This is a genomic window from Longirhabdus pacifica (assembly GCF_004115085.1).
Taxonomy (GTDB): Bacteria; Bacillota; Bacilli; order Paenibacillales; family DSM-105158; genus Longirhabdus; species Longirhabdus pacifica.
This window is the reverse complement of sequence record NZ_QXJP01000004.1, coordinates 115,737-133,861: the sequence shown is the minus strand read 5'-3', so window position 1 is coordinate 133,861 and position 18,125 is coordinate 115,737. Positions and strand designations below refer to the sequence as shown.

Here is an 18,125-nt window from a genome sequence, read left to right as displayed (position 1 = left end):
ATGCGATGAATATGGAGGAGGAAATATTAAATGCCAAAACAAGCAACAGTAGTAATGGAAACTGGAGAGGAAATCATCATTGATTTATTTGACAATGATGCGCCTAATACAGTAGCAAATTTTGAAAAGTTAGCAAATGAAGGTTTCTACGATGGGTTAACGTTTCACCGTGTCATTCAAGGGTTCGTCGCTCAAGGAGGATGTCCTAACGGTACAGGAACAGGTGGTCCTGGATATACGATCGATTGTGAGATCAACTCCAATAAGCACGAGAGAGGCAGCCTAGCGATGGCACATGCAGGCCGCAATACGGGTGGAAGTCAATTTTACATTTGTTATGAACCACAACCTCATCTAGATGGACAACATACGGTATTCGGTAAAGTGGTAAAAGGAATGGAAACCGTAGATACATTTCGTGGTCAAGAAAGAATGAAGTCTGTAAAAGTAACAGAAGCTTAAACACATATTCTGTTTCCACTATACATGAAATAAGCCAAAGTCGATGATGGCATATCGCTGTCATCGACTTTTTTATTCTTTTTTATTTTGAAAAGTTTCGATCATTTTCTCACCCTTTGTATTTTGGAAACTAAATTTAGCATAAATAACAGCAGATCGATCAAAATTTATATAGAATAATAGAAATAGGAGGAGAGAAGGGGAAGGCTTCATGTTTAAAGTCACCAGGGGTTTAAATATGTAATTGTAAGTATATGTATGTCGTATGAAGTAAGATGATATAACTAATAAATGTCCAGTATAATGTGAAAGAAAGAAAGAAAGAAAGAAAGAAAGAAAGAAAGAAAGAAAAGTAAATAAATAATTATATAGTATATATAAAATAAATAACTAAACCAGGATATAAAAAAAGCATGATATCAACGTATTTCATGTAAAGCTACAAGCTACGATTATAACGCTGACATACATTCTCCTATAATGTCATTTAGATGAACCTCACGATGTGAGGTTAATTTTGTTTCTCTACGATTATTAACTCATAGTTTGCTTGGTTACATAGTGAAAAAATACTTTAATTAGTAATATCAGAAAATTTTATGTACTGTATATTTTATGTTTTTATTTTATGGTTTCGCCCTTGTGCATTGAGGTGTTAGAAGTATTTGGAGATGGAAAAGACGGAAAGACGAGATTGGTTCTGCGGTTGACATTAAAAAAGTCCACACGCTATGATGAAACTAAAAATACTTAGGGGGATGAGCATGGAGCGAAGTTTATCATTAGAACTTGTCAGAGTAACCGAAGCAGCTGCGTTGTCATCTGCAAGATGGATGGGACTAGGGAAGAAAAACGAAGCAGATGAGGCAGCCACTTCCGCAATGAGAAGTGAGTTTGAAAACGTCCCGATGGATGGTGAAGTTGTCATCGGGGAAGGTGAGATGGACGAGGCTCCTATGCTTTACATTGGTGAAAAATTAGGTAGAGGTGGACCACCATATGTCGATGTTGCAGTAGACCCCTTAGAAGGAACCAATATTGTAGCAAATGGAACGTGGAACGCTATTGCTGTTATTGCGATAGCCGATAAAGGCAACTTGTTGCATGCACCAGACATGTACATGGAGAAAATAGCAGTAGGACCGAAAGCAGTAGGGAAAATAGATATTAATGCCCCTGTAGCAGACAATTTGAAAGCGGTTGCTGCTGCAAATGGCAAAGATATCGAAGATCTAGTCGTTGCAACGTTAGATAGGGAACGTCATCAGAAGATGATACAAGAGATTCGTGAAATGGGTGCGCGTATTCGTTTACTTCCTGACGGGGATGTGGCAGGAGCTATCAATTCTGCTTTTCCTGATACAGGGGTAGATATTTTATTAGGTTCAGGCGGAGCACCTGAAGGAGTCCTTGCAGCAGTGGCATTAAAATGTTTAGGTGGGGAAATTCAAGGTAAGCTATTACCACAGAATGAAGAAGAAATAGCCCGTTGCAATCAAATGGGAATTCATCATCCAGCAGAACAGACGCTATTTATGAATGACCTCGTCAAAGGCGATGATGCAATTTTTGCTGCTACTGGTGTAACGGACGGAGAGTTACTACGAGGCGTGCGCTTCCAAGGAACTAGAGCAACGACGCAATCGGTCGTCATGAGAGGGAAGACGGGAACAGTTAGATTCATTGATGGCAACCATAGACTAGAGAAAAAACCAAGATTGTCTGCTAAATAAGGAATATAGAAGGAGAGGAGGCCAGTTCCTCCTCTCTTATTATTTCAATTGACTATCTATAATATTTTCTAGTTGATAGGATATGTCCTCTGTTGAACGCTGAAGTAAATCAGATTCATGGAAGATGATTCTAGCAAAACGTTCATCCATATCAAACTCTTCTGCAAGTATACCGAAGAAACCTCTTGCACGTCGATCAATTTCAAATAGAACTTCTAATTGCTCTCCATCTAAATAGAAAATCATTTCTAATTCATCCAAGTACTTTTTGTAATCCCCATACGGTTTAAATTCAAATTCCTGTACGAATGGAAATCTACGTCCTAACTTTCGATTCTCTTCGCAATCCACTTTATAAAGTCTAAATCCAAGTTGCTCTGTGGCGGAGATGATTTTATTCATCATCGGATGTGGAATAATTTGCAAATGGTCGTTATCCCCAGGATCTATCGCATTTTTAATGTCCAACCCTGTTCTTAAATAGACAGATTGTTTTCCGATGGTCAACGGTGTATCATCAGGAATTTGAAATGAAAACGGTATTTGTTTCTCTTCATCTGGCTGTAATGTAAAACGAGAACTGATTTGATGTTGATGTAGCCTTACTGTTTTTTTTATGTTTTTATCGTCCACTTCTTTTTCATAAAAAGTTTCTAAAAACATATATATGTCATCAATTTCTTGTTCAATGTTTCCTCCTATAATATGCACTTCGCCCTCTATCCATTCTCCTGGATAGAGTTCAGCTTCATGTAGTTTTGTATCCACTTTCGCTGAACCAATACCTACACTTGCAAGGGCTTTCTTAAAAAATGACATCTTTCTTCATCCTTCCAATCCATTGAATTTAAAATAGCTCATATGTTTCAAACTTACTATGCTATACGTATCATCGTTACATAAGTTTCCACTATTTTCGAAAGACTAGAGGATGTTGATTCTTTACTCCTTGCACAATAAAATGAACAACGAAAAAAGTTGATTTATTTTAGAAACGGTGTTATATTGAGTTTAATTTAAAGCTAATATTTGCTTTATACTGAATAGCTAACAATGAACATAACAAAAACAACTAAATATCGACGTCATCCTTCGGGGCAGGGTGAAATTCCCAACCGGCGGTGTTATCTGTTAACGTATAACAGATTCAGTCCGTGAACCGTACATATACTGCTTTACGTGTATGGTTGATCTGGTGAAACTCCAGAGCCGACAGTATAGTCTGGATGGGAGAAGGATTTCGCGTAACGAATGATCGTGATCATTGTGTCATTGTGAAAGTAAGTTCATATTTTCACAAGATACCATGATGTTTGTTTATACATTTTATATGCAAATAAAACTGTAATGCTTATTTGGTTCTTGGTCACTGGTTTGATCAGGGTTCATTATTTCATTAGAATTTATTTGCATCGTTATCATTTGTTCACAACAGGATCATAGATAGTTGCTGTGCTTAGACGGCTTCTCTTTACCTTACATTGTCTTTGGTGTGATACGACGTTGTTTTAAGACTCTTTCCGTAAGAGTATCAAAAAACGAAGTTAGCACAGAAAAAAGTGATGTATAGGTTTATTACTCCTCTGTTGTGTACATATCCATTTTACTTCGTTGCGCTTGTGTATAATTTTCCCAACGCCCCTTTACTTTGAAAAGTGATGAGGGTGTTTTTTATGTCCTTTCATTAGTGTTTTTGTTTCAGATGGTAGGAGGAACAAGAGATGGAACAATTAAACAATCTTAACCATGAACATTACATGCGACAAGCTTTGCAGCTGGCATCAGCTGCAAAAGGGCAGACGAGAACCAACCCATGTGTAGGTTGTGTGATCGTGAAAGACAATCAAATATTAGGTTTAGGTTCTCATCTAAAACAAGGTCATCATCATGCTGAAATTCATGCTTTACATATGGCTGGGGAAGAGGCAGAAGGAAGCACTGTCTATGTCACTTTAGAGCCATGTAGTCACTATGGGAAAACACCTCCTTGTGCAAAAGCACTCATTGACGCTAAAGTTCGCAAAGTGATCGTAGCTTGTGAAGACCCTAATCCGCAAGTGGCAGGATCGGGAGTTTCATTATTACAAGAACACGGTATAGAAGTGAAAGTAGGCTTGTTAAAACAAGAAGCTCAGCGTTTGAACGAAGTGTTTTTTACGTATATAACAAAACGCAGACCGTTCGTTACACTGAAAACAGCGAGTACGTTAGATGGTAAAATTGCTTCTGCAGATGGAGACAGTAAATGGATAACCAATAAAGCTTCCAGGGAGTTTGTGCATACGCTTCGTCATCAACATCAAGGCATCATGGTCGGTGTGAATACATTATTACAAGACGATCCACAGCTGACTACCAGGCTAGAAGATACTGGAAAACATCCCGTTCGTATCATCATTGATTCGACCCTTCGAACACCATTGCATGCTAAGGTCGTTACCGATAAACTTGCACCAACGTGGATTGTTACTTCTGAAATGTCATCAAAAGAAAAGGCCGAACAATTAGAGCAAGCAGGCATACGTATTTTTTATAGTGGCTCACGCTCCCGAGTGGATTTGCCTGAAGCGATGAAGCAATTAGCTGAAGCAGGCATTTCATCTATTTTGCTAGAAGGTGGGGGTAAACTAAACGGTGCTATGCTGGAATCCAGCTTGATCGATAAGATGATCCTCTTTTATGCGCCTAAAATTATTGGCGGCATAGATGCCCCATCCAACTTTAATTTTGATGGATTTAGTCATATGCAAGATGCGTTGCAATTGGATGAATTACAAATAGAGCGTTTTGGAGATGATGTTTGTTTTATTGGCTATCCAAACTATAAGGAGGAGTAGCGATGTTTACCGGAATTATTGAAGAACTAGGTCGTATCGAGCAGATTAGCAATCAAGGGCATACGCTCGTGTTAAAAGTAAAGGCAAAACACATACTAGAAGATGTGAAAAATGGAGACAGCATTGCTGTAAACGGCGTGTGCCTTACTGTTATTGCATTTGACAATCACACCTTTACGGTGGATGTCATGCCAGAAACATATAACAAAACGAATTTACATGAACTGCAAAAAGGTCATATCGTCAATTTGGAGAGAGCCATGATTGCGAATGGTCGCTTCGGTGGCCATATTGTGCAAGGACATGTAGATGGTATCGCTAAAATTTTAAGTAAACAAATTGTCGAAAATGCGGTGGTGTTTACTCTACAACTAAACGATACATCGTTAATGCCTTACGTGATGGAGAGAGGATCCATAACGATAGACGGCATTAGCTTGACCGTGATTAAAGTAACACAAGATACATGCTCTGTGTCCATTATTCCTCACACACTGCAATACACTAACTTACAGCACAAAGGTGATGGACATATGGTGAATATAGAGACAGATATTATAGGAAAATATATAAAACGATTGCTATCATTCGATGAACAACAGGGCCAAAGCCAGAGTACATTGAACATGGAAATGTTAATACAAAAAGGTTTTGCATAAAGGCATAAGAGGAGGAGAATACAATGTCAGACATTCAATTAAACAAAATTGAGGACGCAATTTATGATTTAATGTTAGGAAAACCCGTTATTGTAGTAGATGATGAAGACCGTGAAAATGAAGGGGATTTAATTGCACTTGCAGAAAAAGCAACACCTGAAATGATTAATTTTATGATTAAACATGCTAGGGGACTTGTTTGTGTCCCTGTGACAGAAGAGCGGGCTAGAGAGTTAGATTTCCCACCAATGGTGACGCAAAATACGGATTATCATGGTACTGCTTTTACCATTTCTATCGATCACGCAACAACGACGACAGGTATTTCTGCTGCGGAACGGTCTACAACCGTTCAGGCGATCATGGACCCTGACGCAAGGCCACAAGATTTTCGTAGACCAGGACATATTTTTCCTCTTATCGCTAAAAAGGGTGGTGTCTTAAGACGAGCAGGGCATACCGAAGCAGCAATAGACTTGGCTAAAATGTGTGGCTCTTATCCAGCAGGTGTCATTTGTGAAATCATTAAGGAAGATGGTAGCATGGCAAGACTGCCGGATTTAGCACAATTTGCACAAGAACATGACCTGAAATTGATTTCCATTGAAGATCTTATTCAATATCGTAATCAAAAAGATAAATTAGTGAAGCGTGAAGTAGAAACGAAAATGCCTACAGATTTCGGAACGTTTAACGCGATTGGCTATAGTAACGAGGTAGATAATAAAGAGCATGTGGCCTTTGTTAAAGGGGAAATAGATCCAGAGCAACCTGTTTTAGTTCGTGTGCATTCGGAATGTTTAACAGGCGATGTGTTCCACTCGCAGCGCTGTGACTGTGGTCCTCAGTTAGCTGCTGCACTTCAAGAAATCAACAGAGTCGGTCAAGGGATTTTATTGTATATGAGGCAAGAAGGAAGAGGGATCGGTCTCTTAAATAAATTGAAAGCTTACGAATTGCAAGAACAAGGATACGATACGGTAGAAGCGAACCAGAAGCTTGGGTTTGCTCCGGATTTACGCGATTATGGCATCGGTGCACAAATCTTGAAGGATCTTGGTGTAAGGAAAATGAGATTGCTCACGAACAATCCAAGAAAAATTACAGGGCTAGAAGGATACGGTATCGAAGTGGTGGAAAGAGTACCAATCCAAATGCAAGAGAACACCAACAATGAGAAGTATTTGCACACAAAACAAGAAAAATTAGGGCATTTGTTACACTTTCATTCCTAATCATTTGTAAAATACAAAGAGGGATAAGTGGAAATGTGTCGAATGAAGTCATTCATGGTATGATAGTAACTATTAATAGTAGCTATATGAGATGAAGAAATGATTTGTTGTGAAGATGATTCATCTAGTTAAATCAAATTACATTATGTTGAGTGAAGGAGATTATATTCATGGTAAAAACATTCGAAGGACATTTAGTCTCGGAAAATTTAAAATATGGCATCGTAGTTGGACGTTTTAACGAATTTATTTCAGGTAAATTACTGTCAGGAGCTTTAGATGGTTTCAAAAGGCACGGAGTAAAAGACGAAGAAATCGACGTGGCTTGGGTACCAGGTGCATTTGAAATACCGCTTATTGCACAAAAGATGGCACAGTCAGGAAAGTATGATGCGGTCATTACACTAGGAGCAGTTATCCGTGGATCTACACCACACTTTGATTACGTATGTAATGAAGCAGCGAAAGGCGTATCTGCAATCGCACTAAAAACAGGTGTACCAACCGTATTTGGTGTACTTACGGTGGATACGATAGAGCAAGCGATAGAAAGAGCAGGAACAAAAGCGGGCAATAAAGGATGGGAGGCAGCTGTTACTGCTATCGAAATGGCCAATTTGAGTCAACAAATTGGGGGATAAATTGTTTTGGGGATAGAATATAAATTAGACATGTTTGAAGGTCCGTTAGATTTGTTGCTTCACTTAATCGAGAAAGCAGAAGTCGACATCGCAGATATACCGATTGTTGAAATTACGGATCAGTACTTAGCATACTTACAGCAAATGAATACGATGCAGTTGGAACCGACTAGTGAGTTTTTAGTCATGGCTTCCAAGCTGCTACATATTAAAAGCAAGATGTTACTACCTAAACCACCTGTTATGATGGCAGATGAATGGGAAGAAGAGGAAGAAGATCCTCGTCAGCAATTAGTAGAAAAATTACTAGAGTACAAGAAATATAAAAGTATTGCAGAACATTTAAGAGATAAAGAAGTCGCGCAAAGTTTAGTGTATTCTAAAGAGCCAATTGATCTGAGTGTGTTTCTACCCAGTGCACCTAAAAACCCTGTGCAAGGGTTAGATCTGACAGATTTAATGATTGCATTTCAGAAAGCACTGCATCGGGCTGGAAAACGAGATCAAGTGTCCACTATTGAAAGAGATGAGATTTCGATTCAAGAAAGAATGGAAAATATCCTTGATATTTTCAAACAACGCAAAGAGCAAAAAATACTATTTTCTAAAGTCGTAACTGCTCATTCTCGCATGGAAGTGGTGGTCACATTTTTAGCTATTTTAGAATTAATGAAAACAAAGCATATTAGAGTGTATCAACATACTAATTTCGAAGACATTGTGATGGAGTATAGAGGAGAGGGCAAAACGGATGGACAGGCAACAACGGAAAGCAGTAATTGAAGGGTTACTATTTGCTGTTGGCGACGAAGGATTGGACGTCAAACAGCTAGCTAACATAATGGACACACCACAACAAGAAATAATAGGCATCCTTCAGGAAATGAAAAGGGAGTTCGTAGATCAGCAGCGAGGTATCCAACTAATGGAGATTGCAGGCGGATATCAACTTACGACGCTTTCGGAACATGCACCTTATTTTCAAAAGTTAGCACATACGCCTTCAAGAGGAACATTATCTCAAGCGGCATTAGAAACGCTTGCGATCATTGCTTATAAACAGCCGATAACGAGAATTGAAATTGAAGAAATAAGAGGTGTACGTTCAGAGAGAGCATTGCAAACATTAGTGGTGAAAGATCTCGTGACCGAAGTGGCAAGAGCAGATACTATTGGTAGACCTATTTTATATGGGACAACGAAATTTTTTCTTGAGCATTTCGGACTGAATGAACTACAAGACCTTCCTAATGCTGCTCAGTTTGATCCAGAAGATTTTGAGGCAGAAGCGAAGATGTTGTTCGATAAATTAGATAACGTAGAGCAGTTAACATTCGATGATATAGAAGAAACATAATATTTTACTCCTTGGAGAAGCTATAGGTATACATACTTATCTATCTTTCTTACTAAGGAGTTTTTTTATATGCTTTGGTTTGTCCTCATTTCTATTGTGCTGCTCGTTTTGGTTGTCATTGCACTATGTAGTCTTATACATATCACGTTTCACTTTAAAAAAGATGATAAAAATGATCTTATAAAATTAGAAATAAAGGCGTTGTATGGACTAGTCAAGCGAAAGTATGATGTCCCCAAGTTGGAGTGGGAAGGGTTAAAAAGAGGACTGCTGCTTAAAGTAAGTAAAAAGAAGGAGCAGTTCAATCAAACAACCGACAAAGTAAAAAACGAGTTGGATATTGATATGGATACGATACACCTATTTATGGATCGTCTTCGCTTCATGGTAAAGCATACGTTCAACATTAGAGAACTACTTATCGATGCTTTGCGCCATATTCATATTACAACATTGCTTTGGCAAACGAAAATTGGTTTTCGCGATGCAGTCTATACCTCCCTTAGCACAGGGGTAATGTGGACCATGAAAAGTGCAGTTATCGGGGTAGGCACTTCGCTAGTATGTTGGGAAAAAGAGCCTAAGATTACGGTCACTCCTCAATACAATGCAAATGTATTTAAAACAGACATCAACGTAGTGATGCACTATCGTCTGTTTTTTTTATGTAAAATGTTTGTCCTTCTGCTTTGGAGGTTGATAAAAAGCTCAGATCGAAAAACGATTTGGAAGTTATTCATACACCCCAAACAAATTCCAGATCATTAACACATATCGCGGTGGAACTATGGGAACGATAAGGAAGTATAAAACTTGCAATGGTTGATGAAGGAGGTATATTTTTTGACAGATCATCCAATTGGAGACTTGATGGAAACTGCATTGGCGAACATCAAGGAAATGGTTGATGTAAATACGATTGTAGGTAATCCAGTTCAAACACCAGATGGAAGTAGTGTCATTATGCCTATTTCCAAAGTCGGTTTCGGATTTGTTGCTGGCGGAAGCGACTATCAAATGAATGGGGAACAGCAGCAAGCAGAAAGTGAAGAGCAACCCGCTTTACCATTTGGTGGTGGGAGCGGTGGCGGCGTCTCTATTACACCTATTGCCTTTTTAGTGGTTGGCAAAGAAGGAGTACAAGTCGTACCTCTAGATAATCAAACGCACCTGATGGATCGCATCATTGATTCAGCTCCCCGTATGGTAGATAAACTTCAAGAAGTGTTTTCTAAGGGAGATAAACAGGATCACTCGACTGGTGTAATGTAAAAGTTTTGTTTCATTTTTTATTTTCACATATGACAACATGAGTCAAGGTGTCTCTAATAGGGACATCTTTTTTTTATGGAAACATATTGGAAGTGGATAAGCATATATATGAAAAAAAGGAACAACATCACGTCATGATATAACAAATGACTTGTAGTACAGGAGGATTGGATATAGGTGAGAAAGAAAATAGGTTTGATCACAATCGTTATGATGTTGCTCGTCCCTTCGTCGTGGATACAAGCAGAGGGAATCCACATTCATGCTGAGTCAGCTGTACTAATAGATGTGACTTCAGGCAGGGTTTTATATGAGCGTAACGCAGATAAACGGATGAGAATTGCAAGTTTAACGAAAGTGATGACCGCGATTGTGGCAATAGAACATGGAGATTTATCTGACAAAGTAACAGTGTCACGTAATGCAGAAGGAGTAGAAGGTTCTTCTATTTATTTGCAGACGGGAGATGAAATGAGTTTAGAACATTTATTATACGGACTCATGCTCCGATCAGGCAATGATGCTGCCGTTGCCATTGCAGAACATGTAGGTGGCTCCTTAGATGGGTTTGTTTACTTAATGAATGAGAAAGCTACAGAACTTGGCATGGAGAACAGTACATTTAAAAATCCTCATGGTTTAGATGCAGATGGACATTTATCTACCTCCAAAGACGTTGCGAAATTAACGGCCTATGCACTGAAAAATGAAGCATTTCAAAATATCGTGAAAACCAAATCAGTCCGAGTTCCAGACCCTGAAGAAGACTGGGATATGATTTGGCGTAATAAAAACAAAATGTTATCCCGTTACGAAGGTTCAGATGGGGTGAAAACAGGCTATACCGTAAGCGCTAGAAGGTGTTTAATTTCTTCAGCGACGAGAAACAATCAGCAGCTGGCTGTCGTTACGTTAAATGACCCCAATGATTGGGTGGATCATGCGAACTTATTAAATTATGGATTTGAAACATATCCATTACGTTCACTAGTGGAAGAAGATAGCAACCCTATCGAAAATCAATACATACCTTCGCAATCATTTTACTATCCATTAACAGAAAGTGAACTTTCACAAGTGAAATATGATATTGATTTAGAAGATAAAGCATCCTTATCTTATCGTTTAGGAAAAAGAGGGAAAATAAACTTCTATTTGAAAGGTCACCATATTGGCAATGTGCCATTAAACATAATACAACAAGACAAAGAGCAAATGAAACCTGCCTCTGCTTCACTCTCTGTTGATGAAAACAGCGATAGTGGCATAGGGAAATGGATGAAGACGTTACAAGTGGTACTGACTGGTAGTCGGTAGCCTAGAGGAGTTTTGAACATGGTTAATTTTATATGGTTGTTCTTTATCGTCGTAAGCTTTATTGTCGCCATCCTGCAGGGAAACATAGAACAAATGACAGAAGCCGTTTTCGAAGGTGCAAAAACTGCTGTTACGATATGTTTTGGACTCATTAGTGTACTAGTGTTTTGGCTAGGTATGATGAGGATAGCAGAAGATGCAGGATTACTACATAAGTTGGCTAAATTATTAAGGCCAATCGTATCTTGGTTGTTTCCTTCAGTGCCAAAGGATCATCCCGCTATGGGATATATTCTATCCAACATGAGCGCTAATATGCTGGGGTTAGGAAATGCTGCTACGCCGATGGGATTGAAAGCGATGCAGGAATTACAAAAATTAAATCAACATTCCCAGACAGCAAGCGCGGCCATGTGTACGTTGTTAGCTTTGAATACGTCCAGTATTACGGTGATACCGACGACCATCATTGCGATCCGTATGAGTTTTGAGTCGCTGCAGCCAGCAGAAATAGTAGGTACGACCATCATCGCGACTTGTATATCTACCATGACGGCCATTACGGTAGATAAATGGTATCAAATGAAAGAAATGAAGTCTGTGAGGCGATAATCGTGTATGCAATTGTGACCACCATATCTATATGGGCAATTCCAATCATTATAGTTGGCATTCCGCTTTATGCAGCATATAAAAAAGTTCCGGTGTATGAATCGTTTGTAGACGGGGCACAAGATGGTTTTGGAACAGCGATTAAAATCATTCCACATCTAGTTGGTATGCTGGTCGCTATTAGCTGTTTTCGTGCTTCAGGGGCGCTGGATTTATTTATTGAAGCAATTAAACCGATCGTGACGCCGTTAGGTGTGCCAGGAGAAGTACTGCCATTAGCGATTTTACGTCCGATTACAGGAGCAGGCTCACTGGCCTATACATCCGAACTCATGAACGTATTCGGACCTGACTCTTTCATCGGTAGAATCGCATCAACGGTACAAGGGAGTACAGATACTACACTGTATGTCCTTACCGTTTACTTTGGCGCTGTAGGAATACGTAAAACGAAATATGCGTTGAAAGTAGGTCTTATTTCGGATTTTGTGGGTTTTGTGGCAGCAGTGACCATTTGTTATCTTGTTTTTGCTTGAAGCTTTGTTTTTGCTTCATGCTGAGGGTAATATATGGATAGAGTGCAATAAATACATAATGACTTGTGATTTTAGTTATATATAGGTAAGATATAACTTGAGGTGAAAGTGAACATGGAAAGACTACAAAAAGTGCTCGCACAAGCAGGTATCGCATCCAGAAGAAAGTGTGAGCAGATTATTTTAGCAGGAAGAGTCGAAGTAAACGACGAAATTGTTAGTGAACTTGGAACGAAAGTAGATGTAACGGAAGATATCATTAAAGTGGACGGCAAGCCTATTCGCTCTGAGGAAAAAATCTATCTTATGTTTCATAAACCAAAAGGGGTAATATCTAGCATATCTGATCCTGAAGGTAGAAAAGTCGTGACAGATTATTTAACGAAAGTCAAACAAAGGGTATATCCTATCGGTCGTCTAGATTACGATACCGAGGGTCTTTTGCTGCTTACAAACGATGGTGAATTCTCGAATATGCTGATGCATCCGAAGTATAAAATTCCGAAGCACTATCATGCTGTAGTAAAAGGTGTGCCGCACGGAAATGATTTGGAAAAGCTTCGTCAAGGCATCATGCTGGAAGGGAAGATGACAGCACCAGCAGAAGTAGAGTATGCGGATGTACAGCCAGATATGAGTCAATCCGTTATTTCGATCATTATACATGAAGGAAGAAACCGTCAAGTAAGAAAAATGTTAGAACATATTCGCGCTGACGTGTTAAAATTAAGAAGAGTAAATTATGGTCCACTATCCTTACAGGGTTTATCTAGAGGCAAATACCGTCATCTAAGTGAACAAGAAGTGAAATCGATGAAAAAATTAGCTTCCAAGTCACATTAAATTCAAAATGTATCTTTATAAGATGGATGTCAATCGGTATAATCAAGGTAAATATGAATGGAATGTTCAAATGTTAAAATATTTCATTTACAATGGTACAAAGTTAACACTAGATGGGTGAACCGATGCATGATGGTCACCTTTGCAGCAGTGGAAAGGATGGGTAATGATGAGTGAAAAACAACGCATATTAGTTGTAGATGATGAGGAGCGTATTCGCAGACTTCTAAAGATGTATCTTGAAAAAGAAGGATTTCATATTGAAGAAGCGGAAGACGGGGAAATTGCGGTACAAAAAGCATTAGAAGAAGATTACGAACTCATTTTATTAGATGTCATGCTTCCTGGTATTGATGGGGTGGAAGTGTGTGAAAGAATTAGGCAACATAAGTCAACACCAATTATTATGTTGACTGCAAAAGGGGAAGAAGCAAACAGAGTACAAGGATTTGAAGTAGGTGCAGACGATTACGTCGTCAAACCATTCAGTCCAAGAGAAGTCATTTATCGTGTCAAAGCGATTTTGCGCAGGTCTTCTACTACAGCATATTTATCGAAAGAAACAATGACAAATAACAGTATTGTTTTCGAACATTTAGTTATTGAGCATGATGCGCACCGAGTTACCGTTGATGGAGTAGAAATTAGTCTGACTCCAAAGGAATACGAACTGTTGCACTTCCTTAGCAGTGCTCCTGACAAAGTATATTCTCGTGAAGATTTACTGCGGGATGTGTGGAATTATGAGTTCTTTGGTGATCTAAGAACGGTAGACACGCATGTGAAGCGTTTACGTGAAAAATTAAATCGTATTTCTCCTGAAGCAGCGAATATGATTACTACCGTGTGGGGTGTAGGGTATAAATTAGAGGTGCCTAAATAAAGTGAAATTAACCAAAAGTGTTGTTGGTAAGCTATGGATGACCATTATAGGACTTGTATTAGTCGTGCTAATTATTGTAGGCTTCTTTTTGTTAGAATATATTAATGTTAAAACGGACGAGCAGGCACAATTAGATATTCGAAGACTTTTTATATACACTGGTATTATTGGTTTTCTGCTTTCCACGTTTTTTGCGTTTTTTTTATCAACCAAAATAACACAGCCGCTATTAGAATTGAAGAAAGCAGCGGATTCAATAGCGGAAGGTGATTACTCTATACGTGTTCCGTACCGTTCCAATGATGAAATGGGCAAGTTAGCTCAAACTTTCAATCAAATGTCACACAAAATGGAGCAGTCTATTCATGATTTAAGTCACGAAAAAGAACAACTTGGCTCTATTTTAAGAAGCATGAATGACGCCGTCATTACATTTGATGCCGACGGTAAAGTAATGTTAGCCAATCCAAAAGGAGAAGATATGCTCCGTTTCTGGAAAGAAGGAAAAGGAGATAATGCTTCCTCCAATTCCAACTATATTCCACTTCCCCTCATTGACTTGTATAAGCAAGTAGTAAGGGAAAGCAAAGAGAAAACATCGAAAATACACTTAACGAACAATGCATATTCAGTCGTTATGACTCCCCTATATTCCCTTAATATGGTCCGTGGTGTTGTCGCAGTATTTCGTAACATTACAGAAGAGGAACAATTAGAAAAATTAAGGAAAGATTTTGTTGCTAATGTATCTCATGAGTTGCGCACCCCGTTATCTATGATGCAAGGATATAGCGAAGCGTTACTGGATGACATTGCAAGTACATATGAAGAACGACAAGAATTAGCGAAAGTCATTAATGATGAATCGAAACGCATGAGTAGATTAGTGCATGATTTTCTTGATTTGGCGAGGATGGAAGCGGGTTATGTTGAAATGAATTTTCAACAACTCAACACAACAGCGCTACTGGAGAGAGTCGTGAGAAAGTTTCAAACCTTAGCGAAAGAGCAAGGTATTACGTTGCAATTGGATTGCGACGATGACCTCCCTATACTGGAATGTGCTGATGAAGACAGACTAGAACAAGTACTTACTAATCTCATTGATAATGCTTTCCGTCACACTCAATCAGGCAAAAACATAACCATTTGGGCAAAAAGCGATACATTGAACCGAAAACAAGGGGTCAAAATTGCTGTGACAGACGAAGGAGCCGGTATAGATCCAAGTGATTTACCTTATATATTTGAGCGTTTCTATAAAGCAGACAAAGCTAGGACGAGAGCTTCCAATACAGGAACAGGACTTGGACTTTCTATTGTGCGAAATATTATAGAAGCCCATCATGGCACGGTAGATATTGTAAGTGAAGTGGGGAAAGGAAGTACATTTTTCTTCATTATTCCTACGGCATGTCCCAAGAAAATATCGTAGCATGTCACTTGCTTTATGTATGAAAGGCTTTATGTATGAAACAAAATGATGTGAGATGCAAATAAAAAGCGTAACGAAGGTTACGCTTTTCGTATGCCTAAAATCTATCACTAGAAAAATGATCTAGAGAGTAGAGCTTACGCGAGAATCCCTTTTATAATCAACCGTATGGCAATGACAAGAAATGAGATGCGGAGCGTCCACAACAGCGCTTTGCTGCTCATCCTTGTAGTAATTTTTGCTCCTGTAATGCCCCCAAACCATGCTCCAACGGCAAGTATCAGTGCTAAGGTGATATCGATATTCCCTTGCCAATAATGTGACACCGTGCCTAAAATAGCCGATAAAAAAATAATAAACATCGAAGTTGCTGTTGCGACATGGGGAGGATATCGGAATAAGATAATCATAGCGGGTACAAACAAAGAGCCGCCGCCTACGCCAAATAACCCGGATAAAAATCCGACAAGTAACCCGATCAACATCGCTACAGCATGACTATGACCATATGTGAAGGATTGTCCATGTTCGTCTATGTATGTCTTTTGCTGCTTCCAGTGTATGTTTGCCGTGTTAAATTTATTTTTAAATATAAGTAGCAACGAGACAAACAGCATAAAAATACCGAAAGATAATTCAAACGTTGCCGTATTCATCAGAGCGGTAACAGATGCTCCCAACATGGCTGCAAGTCCACTAGTGACAAAGAAGCTGATAGCGCTTTTCTCATCTACTCTTTTTTGCTTGCGAAACTGCAGTGTAGAAGACAAAGAGGTAACGATAAGTACAGCCATCGAAGTCCCTACAGCAACAGGATGAGATATTTCTATATCTAACAGAGTTGGAGCTAAATACATTAAAGATGGAATGATAATGATTCCGCCGCCTAGACCGACAATGCTGCCAAAAACGGCGGAAAGGTAACCTATCATTAACAGTAAAGCAATAAAGGTAATACTCATTTTTTAGATCTCCTTTAGTACTCAGTGAGATAAGAGGGTTGAGCCAAGCCATTTGTGTAACGCTTTAGGTACTTTAACGGAACCATCTTGTTGTTGATGCTGCTCTAATAAAGCAGGTACAAGTCGACTAGTAGCTAGTGCAGAAGCATTTAATGTGTGAACATACTGTGTTGCATTTCCTTCTTCTTTAAACCGTATGTTGCCTCGTCTTGCTTGATAATCCTTGGCATTAGAAGCAGAGCTGACTTCTTTATATTCGTTCATACTTGGAATCCACACTTCCACATCAAATGTTTTTGCCATGGAATGACTACAATCTTTTGCAGCGAGTTTTGTAACTTGGTAATGTAATTCTAATTGTTGAACTAAGTGTTCCGCTGTATGCAGCATCTCATTCAAAGCTTCATCTGATTGCTGGGGGGTCGTAAGTTGAACTAATTCTACCTTGTTAAACTGATGACCGCGTATCATGCCTCTTTCATTTGCACCATAACTTCCTGCTTCCCTCCGATAGCATGGAGTATAGGCGACATATTTTGTTGGCAATGTTTCAAGTTGTACAATTTCGTCACGATGAACATTGACTAATGCAGTTTCAGAGGTTGGTAATAAAAAGTGTTGACGATCGTCCGTATAAAAAACATCTTCTTTAAATTTGGGGAATTGACCTGCACTGTAACCGCACTGCTCATTTAAAATGTGTGGTGGTAAAATAAATTGATATCCATTTTTAATGTGCGTATCAATGAAAAAGTTAAGTAACGCCCATTCCAATTGAGCCCCTTGCGAAGCATACATCCAATGACCGCTTCCTCCAAGTTTAGCACCGCGTTCATAATCTATGATGTGTAATGTTTTAGCAAGTGCCATATGATCTTTCCACTCAAAATCAAAGGTAGGTTTTTCTCCCCATTGCTTCATGACCTGATTGTTTTCTTTTCCACCTGCAGGAACATCATCTTCGGGTATATTTGGTAACTGTACTATCATATCATGCTGTTGTTCTTCGCAATGTTTCAACTTTGTTTCGATTTGTGTAATTTGTTCATTCACATTTTGTATATAAGACTTCATGTTGTTCAGTTGGTCAGAAGCATCGGTATCCCCTTTTAGCATTCCAATTTGTTTTGAAAAAGTGTTCCTGTCCATTTTCAATTTTTCTACTTGTTGAATGTATGCTCTTCTTTCTTCATCTATTTGAACAAGCGGTGTGAGATCGACGTTATCCATACGTTTCTTTAGCGCAGCTTCCACTTGTGCTTGTTCTTTGCGAATACGTTTCATATCTAACATGAATCATGTCTCCTTTCATACATTGTGGATAAAAATAGAGAGCCAGAA

Annotated in this window: 19 protein-coding genes and 1 riboswitch; of the genes, 16 read left to right on the top strand and 3 right to left on the bottom strand. The window is 38.9% G+C overall.

What is annotated here, in order from left to right; genetic code table 11:
* Positions 1 to 30 precede the first annotated feature (30 nt).
* Together D1Z92_RS04600 and glpX are read left to right on the top strand one after the other, a co-directional pair.
* Positions 31 to 462: a peptidylprolyl isomerase gene (locus D1Z92_RS04600; RefSeq protein WP_128894488.1), complete on the top strand. Its 432-nt coding sequence runs from the start codon at positions 31 to 33 to the stop codon at positions 460 to 462.
* Positions 463 to 1,226: 764 nt separating this feature from the next.
* Positions 1,227 to 2,195, top strand: coding sequence for a class II fructose-bisphosphatase (gene glpX / locus D1Z92_RS04595; protein ID WP_128894487.1), 969 nt, complete (start codon positions 1,227 to 1,229; stop codon positions 2,193 to 2,195).
* A gap of 39 nt (positions 2,196 to 2,234) precedes the next feature.
* On the opposite strand, the gene D1Z92_RS04590 is transcribed toward glpX, so the two are convergent.
* Complete coding sequence (locus D1Z92_RS04590) at positions 2,235 to 3,014, bottom strand: sporulation protein (protein ID WP_128894486.1); 780 nt, start codon at positions 3,012 to 3,014, stop codon at positions 2,235 to 2,237.
* A 265-nt stretch (positions 3,015 to 3,279) separates the two neighbouring features.
* Positions 3,280 to 3,437, top strand: a riboswitch (FMN riboswitch).
* A 479-nt stretch (positions 3,438 to 3,916) separates the two neighbouring features.
* Here D1Z92_RS04590 and ribD point away from each other — a divergent pair.
* The 14 genes from ribD (at position 3,917) to D1Z92_RS04520 (ending at position 15,822) form a co-directional block, all read left to right on the top strand.
* Positions 3,917 to 5,032: a bifunctional diaminohydroxyphosphoribosylaminopyrimidine deaminase/5-amino-6-(5-phosphoribosylamino)uracil reductase RibD gene (gene ribD, locus D1Z92_RS04585; RefSeq protein ID WP_128894485.1), complete on the top strand. Its 1,116-nt coding sequence runs from the start codon at positions 3,917 to 3,919 to the stop codon at positions 5,030 to 5,032.
* A 2-nt stretch (positions 5,033 to 5,034) separates the two neighbouring features.
* Positions 5,035 to 5,691, top strand: coding sequence for a riboflavin synthase (gene ribE, locus D1Z92_RS04580; RefSeq protein ID WP_128894484.1), 657 nt, complete (start codon positions 5,035 to 5,037; stop codon positions 5,689 to 5,691).
* 23 nt (positions 5,692 to 5,714) lie between these two features.
* Positions 5,715 to 6,926, top strand: a complete 1,212-nt coding sequence (locus D1Z92_RS04575; protein WP_128894483.1) for a bifunctional 3,4-dihydroxy-2-butanone-4-phosphate synthase/GTP cyclohydrolase II — start codon at positions 5,715 to 5,717, stop codon at positions 6,924 to 6,926.
* A gap of 170 nt (positions 6,927 to 7,096) precedes the next feature.
* On the top strand, positions 7,097 to 7,567 hold the full coding sequence (gene ribH, locus D1Z92_RS04570; protein ID WP_128894482.1) for a 6,7-dimethyl-8-ribityllumazine synthase: 471 nt from the start codon (positions 7,097 to 7,099) through the stop codon (positions 7,565 to 7,567).
* Between the two features lie 6 nt (positions 7,568 to 7,573).
* Positions 7,574 to 8,350 carry a segregation and condensation protein A gene (locus D1Z92_RS04565; RefSeq protein ID WP_128894481.1) on the top strand — a complete coding sequence of 259 codons (777 nt, stop codon included), beginning with the start codon at positions 7,574 to 7,576 and terminating at the stop codon, positions 8,348 to 8,350.
* Positions 8,319 to 8,924, top strand: coding sequence for an SMC-Scp complex subunit ScpB (gene scpB, locus D1Z92_RS04560; RefSeq protein WP_128894480.1), 606 nt, complete (start codon positions 8,319 to 8,321; stop codon positions 8,922 to 8,924). The genes D1Z92_RS04565 and scpB overlap by 32 nt, the downstream gene beginning before the upstream one ends.
* A 69-nt stretch (positions 8,925 to 8,993) precedes the next feature.
* Positions 8,994 to 9,692 carry a DUF2953 domain-containing protein gene (locus D1Z92_RS04555; RefSeq protein ID WP_128894479.1) on the top strand — a complete coding sequence of 233 codons (699 nt, stop codon included), beginning with the start codon at positions 8,994 to 8,996 and terminating at the stop codon, positions 9,690 to 9,692.
* Between the two features lie 75 nt (positions 9,693 to 9,767).
* On the top strand, positions 9,768 to 10,196 hold the full coding sequence (gene ytfJ / locus D1Z92_RS04550) for a GerW family sporulation protein (RefSeq protein WP_128894478.1): 429 nt from the start codon (positions 9,768 to 9,770) through the stop codon (positions 10,194 to 10,196).
* Positions 10,197 to 10,406: 210 nt separating this feature from the next.
* Complete coding sequence (locus tag D1Z92_RS04545) at positions 10,407 to 11,513, top strand: D-alanyl-D-alanine carboxypeptidase family protein (protein ID WP_128894569.1); 1,107 nt, start codon at positions 10,407 to 10,409, stop codon at positions 11,511 to 11,513.
* Between the two features lie 18 nt (positions 11,514 to 11,531).
* Positions 11,532 to 12,125, top strand: coding sequence for a nucleoside recognition domain-containing protein (locus D1Z92_RS04540; protein WP_128894477.1), 594 nt, complete (start codon positions 11,532 to 11,534; stop codon positions 12,123 to 12,125).
* A gap of 2 nt (positions 12,126 to 12,127) precedes the next feature.
* Positions 12,128 to 12,661, top strand: a complete 534-nt coding sequence (locus tag D1Z92_RS04535) for a spore maturation protein (protein WP_240666569.1) — start codon at positions 12,128 to 12,130, stop codon at positions 12,659 to 12,661.
* Positions 12,662 to 12,775: 114 nt separating this feature from the next.
* Positions 12,776 to 13,504 carry a pseudouridine synthase gene (locus D1Z92_RS04530; RefSeq protein ID WP_128894475.1) on the top strand — a complete coding sequence of 243 codons (729 nt, stop codon included), beginning with the start codon at positions 12,776 to 12,778 and terminating at the stop codon, positions 13,502 to 13,504.
* Positions 13,505 to 13,673: 169 nt separating this feature from the next.
* Positions 13,674 to 14,387, top strand: coding sequence for a response regulator transcription factor (locus tag D1Z92_RS04525; protein WP_206099708.1), 714 nt, complete (start codon positions 13,674 to 13,676; stop codon positions 14,385 to 14,387).
* 1 nt (position 14,388) lies between these two features.
* Entirely contained in the window at positions 14,389 to 15,822 is a 1,434-nt protein-coding gene (locus D1Z92_RS04520) for an ATP-binding protein (RefSeq protein ID WP_128894474.1), read from the top strand.
* A gap of 137 nt (positions 15,823 to 15,959) precedes the next feature.
* Here D1Z92_RS04520 and D1Z92_RS04515 read toward each other — a convergent pair whose 3' ends face one another.
* Both D1Z92_RS04515 and serS read right to left on the bottom strand, forming a co-directional pair.
* Positions 15,960 to 16,784, bottom strand: a complete 825-nt coding sequence (locus D1Z92_RS04515; RefSeq protein WP_128894473.1) for a sulfite exporter TauE/SafE family protein — start codon at positions 16,782 to 16,784, stop codon at positions 15,960 to 15,962.
* Positions 16,785 to 16,805: 21 nt separating this feature from the next.
* Positions 16,806 to 18,077 (bottom strand): serine--tRNA ligase, encoded by a 1,272-nt coding sequence (gene serS, locus D1Z92_RS04510; protein WP_128894472.1) that lies wholly within the window; start codon positions 18,075 to 18,077, stop codon positions 16,806 to 16,808.
* Positions 18,078 to 18,125 lie beyond the last annotated feature (48 nt).

Bases quoted from the DNA above. Each gene is read 5' to 3' on its own strand.
- D1Z92_RS04600 (WP_128894488.1), top strand. From the start codon at position 31: ATGCCAAAACAAGCAACAGTAGTAATGGAAACTGGAGAGGAAATCATC.
- glpX (WP_128894487.1), top strand. From the start codon at position 1,227: ATGGAGCGAAGTTTATCATTAGAACTTGTCAGAGTAACCGAAGCAGCT.
- D1Z92_RS04590 (WP_128894486.1), bottom strand. From the start codon at position 3,014: ATGTCATTTTTTAAGAAAGCCCTTGCAAGTGTAGGTATTGGTTCAGCG.
- ribD (WP_128894485.1), top strand. From the start codon at position 3,917: ATGGAACAATTAAACAATCTTAACCATGAACATTACATGCGACAAGCT.
- ribE (WP_128894484.1), top strand. From the start codon at position 5,035: ATGTTTACCGGAATTATTGAAGAACTAGGTCGTATCGAGCAGATTAGC.
- D1Z92_RS04575 (WP_128894483.1), top strand. From the start codon at position 5,715: ATGTCAGACATTCAATTAAACAAAATTGAGGACGCAATTTATGATTTA.
- ribH (WP_128894482.1), top strand. From the start codon at position 7,097: ATGGTAAAAACATTCGAAGGACATTTAGTCTCGGAAAATTTAAAATAT.
- scpB (WP_128894480.1), top strand. From the start codon at position 8,319: ATGGACAGGCAACAACGGAAAGCAGTAATTGAAGGGTTACTATTTGCT.
- D1Z92_RS04555 (WP_128894479.1), top strand. From the start codon at position 8,994: ATGCTTTGGTTTGTCCTCATTTCTATTGTGCTGCTCGTTTTGGTTGTC.
- D1Z92_RS04545 (WP_128894569.1), top strand. From the start codon at position 10,407: ATGATGTTGCTCGTCCCTTCGTCGTGGATACAAGCAGAGGGAATCCAC.
- D1Z92_RS04540 (WP_128894477.1), top strand. From the start codon at position 11,532: ATGGTTAATTTTATATGGTTGTTCTTTATCGTCGTAAGCTTTATTGTC.
- D1Z92_RS04530 (WP_128894475.1), top strand. From the start codon at position 12,776: ATGGAAAGACTACAAAAAGTGCTCGCACAAGCAGGTATCGCATCCAGA.
- D1Z92_RS04525 (WP_206099708.1), top strand. From the start codon at position 13,674: ATGAGTGAAAAACAACGCATATTAGTTGTAGATGATGAGGAGCGTATT.
- D1Z92_RS04515 (WP_128894473.1), bottom strand. From the start codon at position 16,784: ATGAGTATTACCTTTATTGCTTTACTGTTAATGATAGGTTACCTTTCC.
- serS (WP_128894472.1), bottom strand. From the start codon at position 18,077: ATGTTAGATATGAAACGTATTCGCAAAGAACAAGCACAAGTGGAAGCT.